Below are 15,259 nucleotides of genomic sequence, written 5' to 3'. Positions count from 1 at the left end.
TCTCTTACGTCCGCTCGACGGATTAGTAGTCTAATCGCTCGGCAACCCGCAACACTGAGCTACGCGCCCTGGCATTACGGTCAATTTCCTCGGCCGATGGCTTAATTGCCTTACCCACGGCCTTTAGTAACCGTGTCTTGTTAATTTCCGCCTCGGTGAGCGGTAACCCGTGGGGTACCGACTCGCCCTGGCTATGGCGGCGAATAAACCGCTTCACCATACGGTCTTCCAGCGAATGGAAGCTGATCACCGACAGACGTCCCTGAGGCGCCAATACGGTAACCGCCCCTTCCAGCGCCTGATCTATCTGCTCCAGTTCGCTGTTGATATAGATACGGATCGCCTGGAATACGCGGGTCGCCGGATGCTTGTTGCGCTCCTTGCTCTTGCTCACCCGGGCGATCAGATCTGCCAGCTCCTTGGTACGCAGGAAAGGCGTCTTGTCTCTGTCGGCGGCGATGCAGCGGGCGATATGACGGGCGTTCTTCTCCTCACCATAGGTCTTAAATACCCAGGCCATATCCTCTATCTCGGCGCGGGCCAGCCACTCGGCGGCCGTCTCCCCCTGGGAGTTATCCATGCGCATATCCAGCGGACCATCACGCAGGAAACTAAAACCGCGCTCGGCATCGTCAAGTTGTGGCGAAGAAACGCCGAAATCGAACAGTATGCCGTCGATCTTGCCTCTCAGGCCGAGATCGTCGACATATTGGGCCAGCTGGCCAAAACCACCGTGAACGATAGAGAAACGCGCATCATCGGCAAATTGCTCTGCGGCAGCGATCGCCTGAGGATCGCGATCTATGGCGATCAGGCGGCCATTGGGGCCCAATTGCTTGAGCACCTCGCGTGAGTGCCCGCCGCGGCCGAAGGTGCCATCGATATAGATGCCGTCAGGCTTGATGTTGAGTCCGGCTACCGTTTCCGTCAGCAGCACGGATAAATGCGCAAATTCTTGAGTCATCGCTCTCTTCTTTAACTTATGGTTATTCTCTTATCACAAAGAGAAGTCCGCCAAACGCTCGCTGTTGGCAAAGGCATCGCTTTGAATCGTTTCACGGCTAAGTTCAATCTGTTGCTGCCAGGCCGCCTCATCCCACAGCTCAAACTTATTCAACTGGCCCACCAGCATCGCGTGCTTTTCCAGGTTGGCGTATTTACGTAGCGGTGGGGGAAGTAAAATGCGACCATTGCTATCTAACTCGCACTCATGGGCATAACCGAGTAGCAACCGCTTCATGGCGCGCTCAGGTCCCTGGGTATCTGACAGCAGTAACAGCTTGGCTTCTATCTGCTTCCAAGCCTCGAGTGGATAGATGAGCAAACAGGCGGCATCGAAATCGACCGTGATCACCAGCTGGCTGTTAAAATCGACGTGCAGGCGCTCGCGGTATCGCTTAGGGATCGCGATCCGGCCTTTGGCGTCAAGATTAATAGCACTCGCTCCACGAAACACGTTAGCTCGTCCTTGTTTTTTTTGTTAATAGATCCACAAATATCCACAATTTCCCACGAATGCTAAGTTTAGAGATAGTGTGCAAGTATTGTCAAGGGATGCAACCATTTATAAATCCAGTATTCAAGCGGGTTAGCAGCCAGTTTGTAAATTTGTAACTACAGCCAAACCAGGGACAATTTGTGGGAATTCCAGGGTCAAATATGTTGAAAAAACAAACAGAAGTGGAGGGCCTACAGGCTTTGGTGGATCGATAAGTGGATCGCCGTCCCAAATTGAGGCCATGATCTATGGGATCGACCCGAGCAGAGGAAACTCGATTGCCTGTTCGCCCCTAAGCGATTGGACGCAGGCCCATTATGCCTTGCTCAAAGGCGGCTTGATCCCTATGATGACCAATAAAAACACAAAATCATGCTGACACCCAAACAGAGCCGCTGGCTTCGAAAATCACACAAATGGTTGACCCTGTTTCTGGGGGCACAACTGCTCATCTGGTTAATTTCCGGCCTATACATGGTGCTCATGGATATCGACTATATCCATGGCGATCATCTCGTCGATGAATCCAGACTCACGTTAGATGCCAGTCAGCTAACAATATCGCCCGAGACAATCCTCTCACGTTACCCCGAGGCCACCAGGCTAGAGCTGCTTCCTACCGCGCTCGGCCCTGTCTATAAACTCAATCTAACAGGTAAGCCCCTGTACCTCTCGGGACGAGATGGTGAGCCGCTTGAACCATTAGGCCAGCAGGCGGCCATGAAGATCGCCGCCCGCCTCCACCCCGGCGACCTATCAAACGCCAGCAGTGAACTATTAACCGAATCGGTACCGGCCGAAATCGGTGGACGTCATCTGCCCCTGTGGCAGATAAACCTTAACGATGCCTTCGACTCACGCCTCTATATCTCGGCCAGTAGCGGCGAGTTGGTGACCAAGCGCCATGACTTCTGGCGCCTGTTCGATATCATGTGGATGCTGCATATCATGGACTATGACACTCGAGAAGATGTGCATAATCCGTTACTGACAGGCTTTAGTCTGCTTGCCCTACTGACGGCGCTTTCCGGCGCCCTGCTACTGCTCATTGCCTTTAAACGGGGCGAGGAGGAGCCGGCATGAGAATTGGTATGATTAACGCGCGAAGCTTACATCGCATCCTGGGACTCATCGTCGGCGCCCAGCTGATCATCTGGACCCTGACCGGCCTGGCATTTAACCTCATCGACGATCGGCAGTTGGATGCCAATACCATGCGCACAAAGCCTGACAGCACTACCTTGATTAAGCCGGCGGTGGCATTGACGCAGATAGTGTCTGAAATAACAGACCAGCAGAAAAACAACGCCATAGAGCAAATGAATCTAAAACGTGTCGAGCTCGCCACACTGCTCGAACGCCCCATCTATCGCCTGAAGACGAGCAACGGTACCTTCGCCTTTTGGGGCGATACCGGCGAGGCGGTAAACTTGGATAACGAGCAGTTAATAAGGCTCGCCCGGCAGAGTTACCAGGGGGAGACTTCACTCTCTGAGCCCATTCTCGATAAAGCAGCGGCGCAGCGCTATGGGGGCAGCCCGGCATTCTATCGCATAGATGCTCTGGATGAGCAGGGCACACAGATCTTCATCGATGGACTGAGCGGTCAGGTCAAGGCCCACGAAAACCAGGGCTCGCGATTCAAGCAACTACTCTTCATGCTGCATTTTATCGACTATTTCCCGGATAATGGCCTGAGCTTCAATCACCTGGCAACCCAGCTGATTGCCTTCGCTGCCCTGCTGCTCGGCCTAAGCGGCGCCTGGGTACTCATGCGCAAACTGGTCGCTGGCGATTATGTTAGCTGGGGAACAAGCAATAGTGAGGGCCAATTAACCTTGCTCTCCCCTGACGGAGAGCCGCTCGAAAGCCTCATTCTGGCGCCGGGCAATCTGCTGGATGGCCTTAACCAAGACAGAAGTCGCATCCCCAGCCAGTGTGGCGGTGGCGGCCAATGCGGCATGTGCCGCGTTCGCTTCGTGGAGCAGGCTCCACAGGCAACCCCAGAAGAGCAAGCCCGTCTCAAGCAGGAACATCTTGCCCAAGGTATTCGTCTCAGCTGTCAGCATAACTGCCACCAAGGCAAGGTAGCGCTCACCAGCCGCGCGCAACTCAGGTTCTGGCAGAAGGCAACAAGGTGATGCCGAACAGGTAGAGAGTCTGGCTCAGACTCCGTGTGAGAGAAAACAGGCCTCTTGAACGAAATCGGTCATTTTGAACGAATATAGGAAACAGGGTGTCTAAATTTTAAGCAAAAGCAGCCGATAAATAGGTTAGAGGAGATATACCCAACCTAAAAAGGAGGAGAGATGGTTGCCCTAGATAGCCTGTACGCCATGTTAGCAAGGCCGGTACAACGTGTGGTGAAACGTAAACGCGTGGTGGATCAGACCGAACACATAGATCCTATCCATGCCGACAGCCATGAGGCGCCCCAGTCGCAGCTGCCGCCCCATCTGGAACGTCGTCGCCAGGGTGACAGGCGCATCAATCCCAGACCCGGAAGAGAAGATCGCCGCGGCCAGGCGAGACGTCAACAGGCACTGAAGCAGGCCGAAGAGGAAGCCTTGGACTCACCACTGCCCCATATCGATATCGACGTTTAATCTTGACATAGACGTCTAGTGATTAATTCTCCGACTCGCTGGTCACCTGAGCAACAGCCCGTTTCCACCCCAGGTACAAGGCCTCACGTTCATCATCGGCGATGGCTGGCTTAAAGCATCGCTCCACGCCAGCCTTGTGTTTCAACTCGGCCGTCGATTGCCAGAAGCCTACGGCTAGACCCGCCAGGAATGCCGCTCCCATGGCCGTGGTTTCCGTCACCTTAGGTCGCTGCACCTCGACATCGGTAATATCCGCCTGGAACTGCATCAGAAAATCATTGGCTACCGCGCCACCATCCACCTTAAGCTGCTTCAGCTCGACACCACTGTCTTTGGTCATGGCGTCTAACAGATCCCGGCTCTGGTAGGCGATCGCCTCGAGGGCAGCACGGATAATATGGTTGCGATTGGCGCCTCTGGAGAGGCCCACCAAGGCGCCGCGAGCGCTGGCGTCCCAATAGGGCGCCCCGAGTCCCACGAAGGCCGGCACCAGATATACGCCGTTATTGTCATTGACCTTGAGGGCAAAATATTCCGTGTCCTGGGCATCGCGAATAAGCCCCAGCTCATCACGCAGCCACTGTATGGTAGCGCCGCCCATGAAGACAGAGCCCTCCAGGGCATAGTTAACCTCGCCTTTCGGCCCCACGGCTATGGTGGTCAAGAGGCCATGATTAGACTGCACCGCCTGCAGGCCCGTGTTCATCAACAGGAAGCAGCCTGTGCCATAGGTGTTCTTGGCCATCCCCTCGTCGATACACAGCTGGCCAAAGAGGGCCGATTGCTGATCCCCCGCCATGCCAGCCACGGGGATCTCACCTCCCTCCCCGGCGATACGGGTCTTGCCATACACGGCGCAGGAGGGCTTTACCTCGGGCAGGATACTCGCGGGAATATCCAATGCTTCGAGCAGCACAGGATCCCAGGCCTGCTGGTGAATGTTGTACAACATGGTACGCGAGGCATTGGTGGGGTCGGTCACATACACCTTACCTTCTGTGAGTTTCCACACCAGCCAGGTATCTATTGTACCGAACAGCAGGTCACCGGCCTCGGCCTTCTCTCTCGCGCCGTCGACATTATCCAGAATCCAACGGATCTTGGTGGCCGAAAAATAGGGGTCTAGCACCAGGCCGGTATTCTGCCTGATGTAATCCTCATAGCCCGCCTCCCTCAGGGATTCACACAGGGGTTGGCTGCGGCGACACTGCCAGACGATGGCGTTGTAGATAGGTTTGCCTGTGGTCTTGTCCCACAAGATGGTGGTTTCACGCTGGTTAGTGATGCCGATACCGGCGACCTCGTCGCTGTGGATCCCCGCCCTGGCGAGGGCCTCGATCAGGGTCGAACTCTGGGAGGCCCAGATCTCCATGGGATCGTGTTCCACCCAACCCGCCTTAGGGTAGATCTGGGAAAACTCTCGCTGGGAGATGGCGACGACATTGGCGTCATGATCGAAGATGATGGTACGGGAACTGGTCGTGCCCTGGTCGAGCGCGATTACATACTTCTGCTGCACGAACGCCTCCGCTACTGCTGGCTAGGCTGATTCGGCTCAAGCACAGGCTCTGCCTCAGACTCAGGCTCGACTTGCTCGGTGACCTCGAATTGCTCGTCACAGGCATGGGCAGGCAGATACCAAAACTCGGCGATCTTACCGTCCTGCACGCGGAAATTACCTATGCTGCACTGGCTGAGCTGCTCACCATCGTTCTCCCAGGTCACGCGCTCTACCGTGCTAACATAGTGAGAGGAGACGATCTGCTCGAGTATGGTGGCCTGAGCGCCGGTGAGAGTCTCGAAATAGTCTGTCATGGCGGCGCCAAACTGCGCCTTATCCGAGGTTTCCACCTCTATCTTGCTGCCAGAGATATGCATCCAACGCACATCGTCCGACACATGGGTGAGCATCTGCTCGACACTGTGCTGGTTGTAGGCGTCGATAAACCCTTTCACCACTTGCGTCGCACTCGGGTCGGCGAAGGCCGATATTGGCAGTAACGCTATGCTTGCAGCCAGAAGATAGGGTTTCATGGGACACCTCTTATTGTTGCTTCATCATACCTATTGCTTCCCGTTTGGATAAACGAGTGGGCAATCGATAAATGGAATTGAGCTAAAAATATGTTAATAATTAGACGAATATAATCCGATGAAGTTCAGATAGCCAATAAATATTCAGATAAAAAAATGCCTCACATAGGTGAGGCATTTCGGTTTTTGTTGAATAACCCGTAGGCGAGTTACATCTTATAACTTAACTGAGCGCCTACCAGCCAGACATCGCCGCCCGCTTCACCGTTAAAGCTCACTTGAGCCAGGTTCATCAGGTTCATGGTCTCGTTGATCGGTGCATCACCATGGGCCTTAATATAGGTCACGGCAAAGTCTAGGGTCAGGTTCTTAGAGGCTTGATAGCCTGCACCCGCGCTGAACCACAGACGGTCTGAATCGGGGATGGTGATGGTGCGATACTCATCTTCTACCGCCGTCTTATCCAGCGCAACACCACCACGAACCAACCACTTATCGCTTAGCTGATAGCTGGTGCCCAAGGCGAAACGCCAGTTGTCTTTAAAGTTCTCGACTTTTACCAGGTCAGACTCCAGGCCGCCAACAGGCTTCTGCTCACCAGGGAAGTAAGCCACCAATTCATCGAACACGCTCCACTGAGTCCAGTTGACGCTAGCATGCATCGCCCAGTTGTCGGTGAGCTGATGATAAGAGGCCAACTCGGCAAAGGCAGGTAGTTCGAGCGGCATGTAACCCTCGATCGCCACATCCTGTCCGCCGTTGTAGATCAGGCCAGAGGCGTGACCATCGAGTTCGAGCTCGACACCACTGTGATAGGCCAGACCGATACGGTGTGCAGGGTTGATCTGCCAGCTGGCACCCAGCTGCCAACCGTAGCCAATATCATCCCCTTCCATCGATTTCAGGCTGGTGCCGCCCGGTGGCAGTGCTGCTGCGACTTCGGCAGGCAGGGTAGGAATCGCCTTGATACCGTCTACCCAAGCCGGCGTAGAGGCGCCAATCTTACCTTCGCCATAGACGATACGCAGGCCCGCACCGACAGAAACGGCCTCAGATACCTTGTAGGCTAGGTTTGGATTGAACTCGACAGTGGTCACAGAGGTCTCTTTACCAAAGATAGCGGTAGGATGCGTGCTCGGCACCTCGGTCGCCAGACCATAGTTAGAGTTAACCGCTAAACCCCAGGTCCACTGCTCGTTGAGCTGGCTAGAGTAATAGAAGTTAGGTACTAAAGCGTCACCTGCCACATCCAGAGCATCGGCGTTCATGGAGACAGGCTGAGGCCCTAGCACAGGTGAGGCCAGAGTCACATCGCCCTCTACGTCGACGTTTGGCATCACATAGATCCCACCCAGCGACAGCTGACGTCCCTCGAGATAGGTCAACATCGCAGGGTTACGCGCCTGGGCGGCGGCGTTATCCGCCATGGCGGCCTCACCGGCGAAGGCACGGCCTAGACCCGTGGCAGAATATTCGGCAAGTTGAAATCCAGCGGCCTGAACTTGAGATAGCGGCGTGGCGATGGCAGCAACTACAGCTAAAGATAAAATATGCTTCTTCATCATGGCTCTCTTGTTATTATGACAACCTAGAGCAAAGGCTCCAGTCATTGAGTGAGCCGCAGTCTACTGATGCAGAATATCTTTACAAGCGAATAATGAATTTAAGCGAATAATGCTGGTTGAAATGTCTAAATAGCGTACAAACACCAGAAAAATCCGACTTTTAAACGGCAACCAAAGTGTAAAAATGTGATCCGCGTTCACTTAACTGGATTGCGAAAAAATCATAAAAACAACACAAAGCATTAAAAATCAATCATATATAGCAAAACATTAGATTGACAGCTGTACGCCTGAAAAGCCTAAAACCACCAGCATAAATCACTAGTCAATTGCGCCTCTAGCTAACTCACGGCAAAACAATAGACTAACCAACTGAAATATATAAGCTTAACTAGATTCACCGCCACTAATATAAACAAAAAGCCGACCGCAGAAAATTGCGATCGGCTCTATTCGATAACCCTAAGGTACAGATGTACGCCTAACTATCTAGCGCACATATCGGATGCCGCGATCTATGCTTACCTCTCCTTAGGCACGCCAGCTAGGGATCTCGGCCTCATAAGCCGAAATCGACTCGCCGTAACCCAGGCTGATGCCTATGGCATCCAGACCCTTGAGCAAGTTATGACGTGCCGATGGGGCGATCTGGAAGCTAAAGCTTGCTCCAGAAGGTGAGGTCACCGTCTGTGCCTGTAGATCCACGCTCACCTGAGCGCCCTCCTCGGCTTCAACCTCCCGCATCAATTGCACCACCTCCGCCTCGGTCAGGCGAACCGGCAACAGGCCGTTGTTGATGGCGTTGCCATAGAAGATATCGGCAAAGCTAGGCGCGATGATCACCTTAAGGCCAAAATCGGCCAAAGCCCAGGGTGCATGTTCACGGCTCGAGCCACAGCCAAAGTTCTCCTTAGCCAGCAAGATGGAGGCTCCCTGGTAACGGGGCTGATTCAGGCTGAAGTCAGGATTTGGCCGATCGCCGGCATCGTCCAGATAACGCCAGTCATGAAATAGATGAATCCCAAAGCCGTCACGGGTGACCTTAGAGAGAAACTGCTTGGGGATGATCTGATCCGTATCGATATTGGCACTGTCGATGATCACCGCAAGCCCTGTGTGTGTGGTAAATGGTTGCATCTCTCTCCTCCTAGTATGGCTTGCGAATATCGACGAAATGACCGGCAATCGCCGCGGCGGCTGCCATCGCAGGGCTCACCAGGTGAGTGCGGCTACCGCGACCCTGACGCCCCTCGAAGTTACGGTTACTGGTCGAGGCGCAGCGATCCCCCGCCTCCAGCCTGTCATCATTCATCGCCAGACACATGGAGCAACCCGGCAGACGCCATTCAAACCCGGCGTCGATAAAGATCTTATCCAGGCCTTCGGCCTCCGCCTGCTCCTTCACCAAGCCTGAGCCCGGTACCACGATAGCCGTGACACCGGCGGCCACCTGACGCCCCTTGGCCTGCTGGGCCGCCGAGCGCAGATCTTCGATGCGCGAGTTGGTACAGGAGCCGATAAACACCTTGTTGATGCTCACGTCTGTCATCTGAGTACCAGGGGTTAGCGCTACATAGTCTAGCGCCTTCTCGATACTCGCCTTCACCGTCGGGTTTTCCTCATCCTCTGGGTTAGGCACACACTGATCGATCGCCACTACCTGGCCCGGGTTAGTACCCCAGGTCAGCTGAGGTGCGATATCGCTCGCCTCTAACACCACATGGGCATCGAATACGGCATCGTCGTCCGACTTCAGCGCCTGCCAGGCGGCGACCGCCTGCAGCCATGCTTCGCCCTTAGGCGCAAACTCGCGGCCCTCGAGGTAATCGATAGTGGTCTGATCCGGCGCTATCATGCCCGCCTTGGCGCCCATCTCGATCGCCATGTTACAGACAGTCATGCGCCCTTCCATCGACAGGGCGGCAATCGCCTCGCCGCAGAACTCCACCACATAACCTGTGCCACCATCCATTCCTATCTTACCTATGATGGCCAGCACGATATCTTTGGCGGTGATCCCATCGGCAACCTGGCCGCGGACCTCGATCTTCATCGTCTTGGCCTTTAGCTGACGCAGAGTTTGGGTGGCCATCACATGCTCCACCTCAGAGGTGCCGATTCCGAAGGCCAGGGCGCCGAACGCACCGTGGGTCGCCGTGTGCGAGTCGCCGCAGACAATCACAGTACCCGGCAATGTGATGCCAAGCTCAGGGCCCATCACATGGACGATCCCCTGATTCTTATGATGAATATCGTATAAGCGCACACCAAACTCTTTACAGTTTTGTGCCAGCGTCTCCACCTGAGTGCGCGCCATGGGGCTGAGGGCATCCAAGCTGGCGCTCTTGGTCGAGGTGTTGTGATCCATGGTGGCAAAGGTTTTCTCTGGCGCCCTTAGTTTACGGCCGACAACTTTCAGACCGCTGAAGGCCTGGGGGGATGTCACTTCATGCACCAGATGGCGATCCACATAGATAAGCGGCGCCTCCCCTTCGGGAGCGGCTACGATATGGCTGTCCCATACCTTTTCATACAGTGTCTTCGCCATTAGTTTGCCTCTCTGACTGCTTGGGCAATATAGTCGCCCATCTCGCGGGTTGATTTTGCCTTGTCACGCTGATCCGCGCTCAAGAGTTCTCCAGTTAAATATCCATCGCTCAACGCCTTGGCGACCGCATCTTCAATCGCCTTGGCCGCCGCTTCCTCCTTGAGGCTGTGACGCAGTAATAGCGCCGCAGACAGGATCTGCGCGATCGGGTTGGCAATACCCTGGCCGGCGATATCCGGTGCGCTGCCGCCGGCGGGTTCATAAAGCCCGAACCCCTCGCTGTTTAGGCTGACCGACGAAAGCAAACCCATGGAACCTGTCAGCATGGCGATCTCATCGGAGATGATGTCGCCAAACAAATTAGAACAGAGCATCACATCGAAATCGAAGGGACGGCGCAGCAGCTGCATGGTGGCGTTATCGATATAGATATGTTCCAGTTCCACATCGGGGAACTCCTTGGCCACCTCTTCGACCACTTCGCGCCACAGTACGGAGCAGGCCAGCACGTTGGCCTTATCCACCGAGGTCACCTTCTTGCGACGACCCTGGGCAGCCTCGAAGGCGATCTTGGCGATGCGACGCACCTCGCGGCGACTATAACGCATGGTGTCGAAGGCCTCTTCCTGTTCGCCCTCGCCCTGACGCCCCTTGGGCTTACCGAAGTAGATGCCACCGGTTAGCTCGCGTACACACAGCACGTCGAAGCCCTGGGCCGAGATGTCGCTGCGCAATGGCGACATATGCTCCAAGCCGCCATGCAGCTTAGCCGGACGCATGTTACAGAACAGCTCGAAATGCCCCCGCAGCGGCAGTAGTGCGCCGCGCTCTGGCTGATCGTTAGGCGGCAGATGTTCCCACTTGGGGCCGCCAACCGAGCCAAACAAGATGGCATCGGCCGCCTCACAGCCCTTCAGGGTCGACTCGGGTAACGGACAACCATGCTTGTCGATGGCCGCACCGCCCACATCATATTCGCTATACTCTATATCCAACGAGAAACGCTCTTCCACCGCCTTAAGCACCTTACGTGCCTCGACCATGACCTCGGGACCGATCCCATCACCGGCCAATACCGCGACTTGATAACTCATACCTCAAGTGACTCCCTGCAATTAATTGTCTTTATGCTGTTAAATAGAAAATTTGTTATACGCCGCCCAACTCGGTACGCGCCTGTTTTAACTTATGCTTGTTCTCGGCCACCTTGTCGGCGCGCCAGGTCAGATTCATCACGTGGATCAGCGCCGCCGCCGAGGCCTCCACCACATCGGTCGCCAGCCCCACACCGTGGAAACTCTGCTCATGGTAGCTGGCGGTAATATCCACCTGCCCCAGGGCGTCTTGCCCTTGGCCCTTGGCGCTAAGCTGATAGCTGCTGATGTTGATCTCACAACCGCTGGCGCGGGCAATCGCCTTGTAGGCCGCATCGACCGGACCGTTACCTGTGGCCGCCTCGGTCACCGACTGACCGTCTACCGTCAAGGTCACTGTGGCGGTGGCCTGTCCTTGGGTAGAATCTGAGTGCACCACCAGCTGCTGCAGCTCGTAGTGGTTTTCATCTTCCGCCTGGGCCTCTACATACACCAAGGCCTCCAGATCATAGTCGAACACCTGTCCCTTCTTATCCGCCAGCTTCAGGAAGGCCTCATACAGGGTATCCATGTCATAGTCTTGCTCGCCGTAGCCCATCTCTTCCATGCGATGTTTGATCACGTGACGGCCGGAGCGGGAGGTCATGTTCAGGTTGTTGCGGTTCAGGCCGATGCTCTCCGGCGTCATGATCTCGTAGGTGTTTTGCGACTTCAGCACGCCGTCCTGATGGATACCCGAGGAGTGGGTGAAGGCGTTGGCGCCGACGATCGCCTTGTTGGCCTGCACCGGCATGTTGCACAGCTGGCTCACCAGGTTAGAGGTGCGGTGGATCTCTTTGGCGTTAATCCCCGTCTCCAGCCCCAGGCTGGCTTTGCGGGTGGCGATGATCATGGCGATCTCTTCCAGGGAGCAGTTGCCTGCACGCTCACCGATGCCGTTGACCGTACACTCGATCTGACGCGCCCCGTGCTGCACCGCGGTGATAGAGTTAGCCACCGACAGGCCCAGATCGTCGTGGCAGTGTACTGAGATCACCGCCTGATCGATATTCGGCACCCTGTCGAACAGGTTTTGGATGATGCCGCCAAACTCGCTCGGCACCGTATAACCTACGGTGTCGGGAATGTTGATGGTCTTGGCGCCCGCCTTGATGGCGGCCTCGACCATGCGGCACAGGTTGTCTATTGGGGTGCGGCCGGCATCTTCACAGGAGAACTCCACATCGTCGGTGAAGCGGCGGGCATATTTCACCGCGCCCACCGCCATGTCCAGCACCTGATCGAAGGAGCGCTTAAGCTTGCTCTCCACGTGTATGGTAGAGGTCGAGATAAAGGTGTGAATACGGAACTGATCCGCCACCGACAAGGACTGAGCCGCGGCGTCGATATCTTTCTCCAACGCCCTGGCGAGGGCACACACCCGGCTATTCTTGATGGTACGGGCAATGGTCTGTACCGACTCGAAATCCCCCGGGGAGGAGACGGGAAACCCCACCTCCATCACGTCCACTCCCAGACGCTCGAGTGACTGTGCTATCTGTAGCTTTTCCTTAACCGTTAAACTCGCCGCTAATGCTTGCTCACCATCTCTTAAGGTCGTATCAAATATTATCACTCGGTTAGACATCTGGTTTCTCCATGGTACGTCTAGGCTCTAATTTTGGGTGTTCTTCGAATCCATAAACAAAAAACCCCGCGTTGTTGGGCGCGGGGTTTATGAATGCTGGGTGTGTTATTAAGCGTGCAACACTACATTCTCCGCGCAGGGCCTGCGAGAATGAGAATAAGGAGGTTGAGGAGTGCACGGTTAATAGTCGTCATTGTATTCAGTAAAAGTAATTAATTATTCGTTTCGCTTCGAAAGATTGATTAATATTTAACGTGTGTCTGTTCAATAGTCAACCCCATATTTTTCATGTTTGCCACATTAGACCAGATAAAAATCTTGATTAACTGCGCAAATCTAACCATTTATTTGCCTACAAGAGTGACTAAGTGATTAAATTCAGCATACTAGGTCATTTGTCGAGCATTACCTCTGATTCCAAGCGCGGGCACTATTTTTTATGCAATTGCTGATGAAAAATCAGTATAATGCCGCCAATGGAAACAGATACAGCACACTCGTTCCGGAGTTTTAAAAAATGGATTTTCGTCTCATAGTGTTAAGCCTCAGCCTCTGGCTGATCCCAGCTTATGGGGACACTATGACAGAGTTAGATGAGTTGGCCCAAACCGTCTACCAATATCCCAACAAGACACTGACACAGATCTCGGCGCTGGAACAACGCCTGGATCAGCAAGACACGTCAGAAGAAAATCGTCTGCGTCTCTCGCTGCTCAAGTGCGAGGCCTTCGTGCAGCTCGGCGAAAACGAGGCCGCCATCAACCTGGGCCGTATGAGTGAGGCCAAGGCCAAGTCCCTCAAGCTCAACCAGCTCAGCCCCTACTTTCTCAACTGTATGGCTGCGGCCTATATAGATTATGGCGATCTCAGACAGGCGCTGACCCTACTGGATTCGGCCATCTACCTCTCTCGCGAGCAGCAGCAACCCCAGTCCTTGGTCAACGGCCTGATGCTGAGGGGCAAGATAGATACCCATATCGAGAGCCAGAGCAGCGCACTGGAAGATCTGCGCCTGGCCCAAGATATCTACCCGGATACCGAGAAACAGAGACCCCAATGGCTCACGCCGCCGAGGCCCTATGTGCAACTGGCCATGGCCGAGCTGCTGCGAACCAAGGGCCTATACAACCAGGCGTTCAACAATGCCAAGGGCGCCCTGGATAGCGAGCAAACCACGGGAAAGGTGAGGCTGACCGTGCTACTTACCCTGGCCAAGATCGCCCACTACAATCAAGAGGTGAAGTTCAGGGACGATATGGTGCTCGAGGCCAAGATTCTGCTGCCAGAACTCGCCACGGCGACCGAACTGGCGGAGAGTTATACCCAGCTGGCGGAAATCGAGTTTCTACGGGGGAACGATAAGAGCGCCATCCAGCTGCTTAATATCGCCCTCAACACCTTCGACAAGCAGAAAAAGATCAACGACAGCCTGAGGGCCAATCGTCTACTGGCCAATATTCAACTGGCGAACGGCGAGCAGGCCATGGGGACAGAGCTGATGCAGAAGGCCATCGCCATCGGCGAGCGCACCAATCAGTTTGACGAACTCGTCTATTGCTACGGCATCTTGAGCCGCTACTTTGCCGACATAGGCCAATATAAGGACGCCTATCAGTACCAACTGAAACGCTTCGAGATGGCCCAGCGCAGCTATGAGTTTCTAAAAGATACCCGACTGCTGCAGATCAAGGCCCAGCTGGGACGTTACCAGCAGCTGGCCCAGGACAATCAGCCTAAACCCATCAAGCTAGATGCCCACATCAGCGACAGCTATGGCCTGATAGGCATCCTGGTGCTCTTTCTGCTGCTGACCCTGTTCATTCTGCTCAACCGAATCAGGATGCCTAAGGCGCCGCTTCAAGTAAGCCAGAGAGATGAGCCGATGAGCACCCAGGAGAAGATGGAAGCCCTGCTGACCAGCGCCAAACAGATTGGCTTTCCTATCACCATCTTGCTGATCAACCCCAGCCATCTGACCAAGGCCGATCTGGACAAGCTGCTGACGCGCCTGTCACAGAAGATCCGCCAACAGGATATCCTTCTCAGCACCAGCGCCGATCAGATATTGATCATGCTGCCCTTCACCTCGCTGGCGGGGGCCCAACTTATCGCCCGTCAGCTGAGCGCCATCATAGAGCCACTGCAAAATGGTACCCGGGTCAACATGGGAATGGCAGTGATGCAGCATCACGACACCCTTTCCTCCCTGGTCAAGCGGGCAAGTGTCGATCAGCTCAGTAGATACAGCGGTCAGCAGGCCCACTGAGCCTCGCAGCAATCAGCGCCT

At 54.9% G+C, this 15,259-nt stretch carries 13 protein-coding genes; 4 read left to right on the top strand and 9 right to left on the bottom strand.

Going from position 1 to position 15,259, the window contains the following annotated elements; translation table 11 throughout:
* Positions 1–22: 22 nt before the first annotated feature.
* Together rsmH and mraZ are read right to left on the bottom strand one after the other, a co-directional pair.
* A complete protein-coding gene (rsmH, locus tag GNT65_RS19405) occupies positions 23–964 on the bottom strand; it encodes a 16S rRNA (cytosine(1402)-N(4))-methyltransferase RsmH (RefSeq protein ID WP_160798846.1) in 942 nt (313 codons plus the stop codon).
* A 33-nt stretch (positions 965–997) separates the two neighbouring features.
* A complete protein-coding gene (gene mraZ / locus GNT65_RS19400; RefSeq protein ID WP_160798845.1) occupies positions 998–1,456 on the bottom strand; it encodes a division/cell wall cluster transcriptional repressor MraZ in 459 nt (152 codons plus the stop codon).
* Between the two features lie 414 nt (positions 1,457–1,870).
* On the opposite strand from mraZ, the gene GNT65_RS19395 reads away from it, so the two are divergent.
* From GNT65_RS19395 to GNT65_RS19385, 3 genes are all read left to right on the top strand, one after another.
* Positions 1,871–2,581 (top strand): peptidase, encoded by a 711-nt coding sequence (locus tag GNT65_RS19395; RefSeq protein WP_160798844.1) that lies wholly within the window; start codon positions 1,871–1,873, stop codon positions 2,579–2,581.
* The gene (locus GNT65_RS19390) at positions 2,578–3,639 is read left to right on the top strand and encodes a 2Fe-2S iron-sulfur cluster-binding protein (RefSeq protein ID WP_160798843.1); all 1,062 of its coding nucleotides are present in this window, start codon (positions 2,578–2,580) and stop codon (positions 3,637–3,639) included. The genes GNT65_RS19395 and GNT65_RS19390 overlap by 4 nt, the downstream gene beginning before the upstream one ends.
* Positions 3,640–3,807: 168 nt before the next feature.
* Positions 3,808–4,104 (top strand): hypothetical protein, encoded by a 297-nt coding sequence (locus GNT65_RS19385; RefSeq protein WP_160798842.1) that lies wholly within the window; start codon positions 3,808–3,810, stop codon positions 4,102–4,104.
* Positions 4,105–4,126: 22 nt separating this feature from the next.
* On the opposite strand, the gene glpK is transcribed toward GNT65_RS19385, so the two are convergent.
* The 7 genes from glpK to leuA all read right to left on the bottom strand — a co-directional run bounded on the left by glpK (position 4,127) and on the right by leuA (position 12,972).
* Positions 4,127–5,623 carry a glycerol kinase GlpK gene (glpK, locus tag GNT65_RS19380; RefSeq protein WP_160798841.1) on the bottom strand — a complete coding sequence of 499 codons (1,497 nt, stop codon included), beginning with the start codon at positions 5,621–5,623 and terminating at the stop codon, positions 4,127–4,129.
* Positions 5,624–5,634: 11 nt separating this feature from the next.
* Positions 5,635–6,138: a nuclear transport factor 2 family protein gene (locus GNT65_RS19375; protein ID WP_160798840.1), complete on the bottom strand. Its 504-nt coding sequence runs from the start codon at positions 6,136–6,138 to the stop codon at positions 5,635–5,637.
* A 209-nt stretch (positions 6,139–6,347) separates the two neighbouring features.
* Positions 6,348–7,700 carry an outer membrane protein transport protein gene (locus GNT65_RS19370; protein WP_160798839.1) on the bottom strand — a complete coding sequence of 451 codons (1,353 nt, stop codon included), beginning with the start codon at positions 7,698–7,700 and terminating at the stop codon, positions 6,348–6,350.
* Between the two features lie 534 nt (positions 7,701–8,234).
* Positions 8,235–8,840: a 3-isopropylmalate dehydratase small subunit gene (leuD, locus tag GNT65_RS19365; RefSeq protein WP_160798838.1), complete on the bottom strand. Its 606-nt coding sequence runs from the start codon at positions 8,838–8,840 to the stop codon at positions 8,235–8,237.
* 10 nt (positions 8,841–8,850) lie between these two features.
* A complete protein-coding gene (leuC, locus tag GNT65_RS19360) occupies positions 8,851–10,251 on the bottom strand; it encodes a 3-isopropylmalate dehydratase large subunit (RefSeq protein WP_160798837.1) in 1,401 nt (466 codons plus the stop codon).
* The gene (leuB, locus tag GNT65_RS19355) at positions 10,251–11,345 is read right to left on the bottom strand and encodes a 3-isopropylmalate dehydrogenase (RefSeq protein WP_160798836.1); all 1,095 of its coding nucleotides are present in this window, start codon (positions 11,343–11,345) and stop codon (positions 10,251–10,253) included. The genes leuC and leuB overlap by 1 nt, the downstream gene beginning before the upstream one ends.
* A gap of 55 nt (positions 11,346–11,400) precedes the next feature.
* On the bottom strand, positions 11,401–12,972 hold the full coding sequence (gene leuA, locus GNT65_RS19350) for a 2-isopropylmalate synthase (RefSeq protein WP_160798835.1): 1,572 nt from the start codon (positions 12,970–12,972) through the stop codon (positions 11,401–11,403).
* 580 nt (positions 12,973–13,552) lie between these two features.
* Here leuA and GNT65_RS19345 point away from each other — a divergent pair.
* Positions 13,553–15,238 carry a tetratricopeptide repeat protein gene (locus GNT65_RS19345; RefSeq protein WP_160798834.1) on the top strand — a complete coding sequence of 562 codons (1,686 nt, stop codon included), beginning with the start codon at positions 13,553–13,555 and terminating at the stop codon, positions 15,236–15,238.
* Positions 15,239–15,259 lie beyond the last annotated feature (21 nt).

The sequence above is a fragment of the Shewanella insulae genome (genome assembly GCF_009831655.1).
Classification (GTDB): Bacteria; Pseudomonadota; Gammaproteobacteria; order Enterobacterales; family Shewanellaceae; genus Shewanella; species Shewanella insulae.
This window is presented reverse-complemented; position numbering and strand designations above follow the sequence as displayed.

Coding starts and splice junctions, on each gene's coding strand:
- rsmH (WP_160798846.1), bottom strand. CDS start 964: ATGACTCAAGAATTTGCGCATTTATCCGTGCTGCTGACGGAAACGGTA.
- GNT65_RS19390 (WP_160798843.1), top strand. CDS start 2,578: ATGAGAATTGGTATGATTAACGCGCGAAGCTTACATCGCATCCTGGGA.
- GNT65_RS19385 (WP_160798842.1), top strand. CDS start 3,808: ATGGTTGCCCTAGATAGCCTGTACGCCATGTTAGCAAGGCCGGTACAA.
- leuB (WP_160798836.1), bottom strand. CDS start 11,345: ATGAGTTATCAAGTCGCGGTATTGGCCGGTGATGGGATCGGTCCCGAG.
- leuD (WP_160798838.1), bottom strand. CDS start 8,840: ATGCAACCATTTACCACACACACAGGGCTTGCGGTGATCATCGACAGT.
- GNT65_RS19395 (WP_160798844.1), top strand. CDS start 1,871: ATGCTGACACCCAAACAGAGCCGCTGGCTTCGAAAATCACACAAATGG.
- GNT65_RS19375 (WP_160798840.1), bottom strand. CDS start 6,138: ATGAAACCCTATCTTCTGGCTGCAAGCATAGCGTTACTGCCAATATCG.
- GNT65_RS19370 (WP_160798839.1), bottom strand. CDS start 7,700: ATGAAGAAGCATATTTTATCTTTAGCTGTAGTTGCTGCCATCGCCACG.
- leuC (WP_160798837.1), bottom strand. CDS start 10,251: ATGGCGAAGACACTGTATGAAAAGGTATGGGACAGCCATATCGTAGCC.
- leuA (WP_160798835.1), bottom strand. CDS start 12,972: ATGTCTAACCGAGTGATAATATTTGATACGACCTTAAGAGATGGTGAG.
- GNT65_RS19345 (WP_160798834.1), top strand. CDS start 13,553: ATGACAGAGTTAGATGAGTTGGCCCAAACCGTCTACCAATATCCCAAC.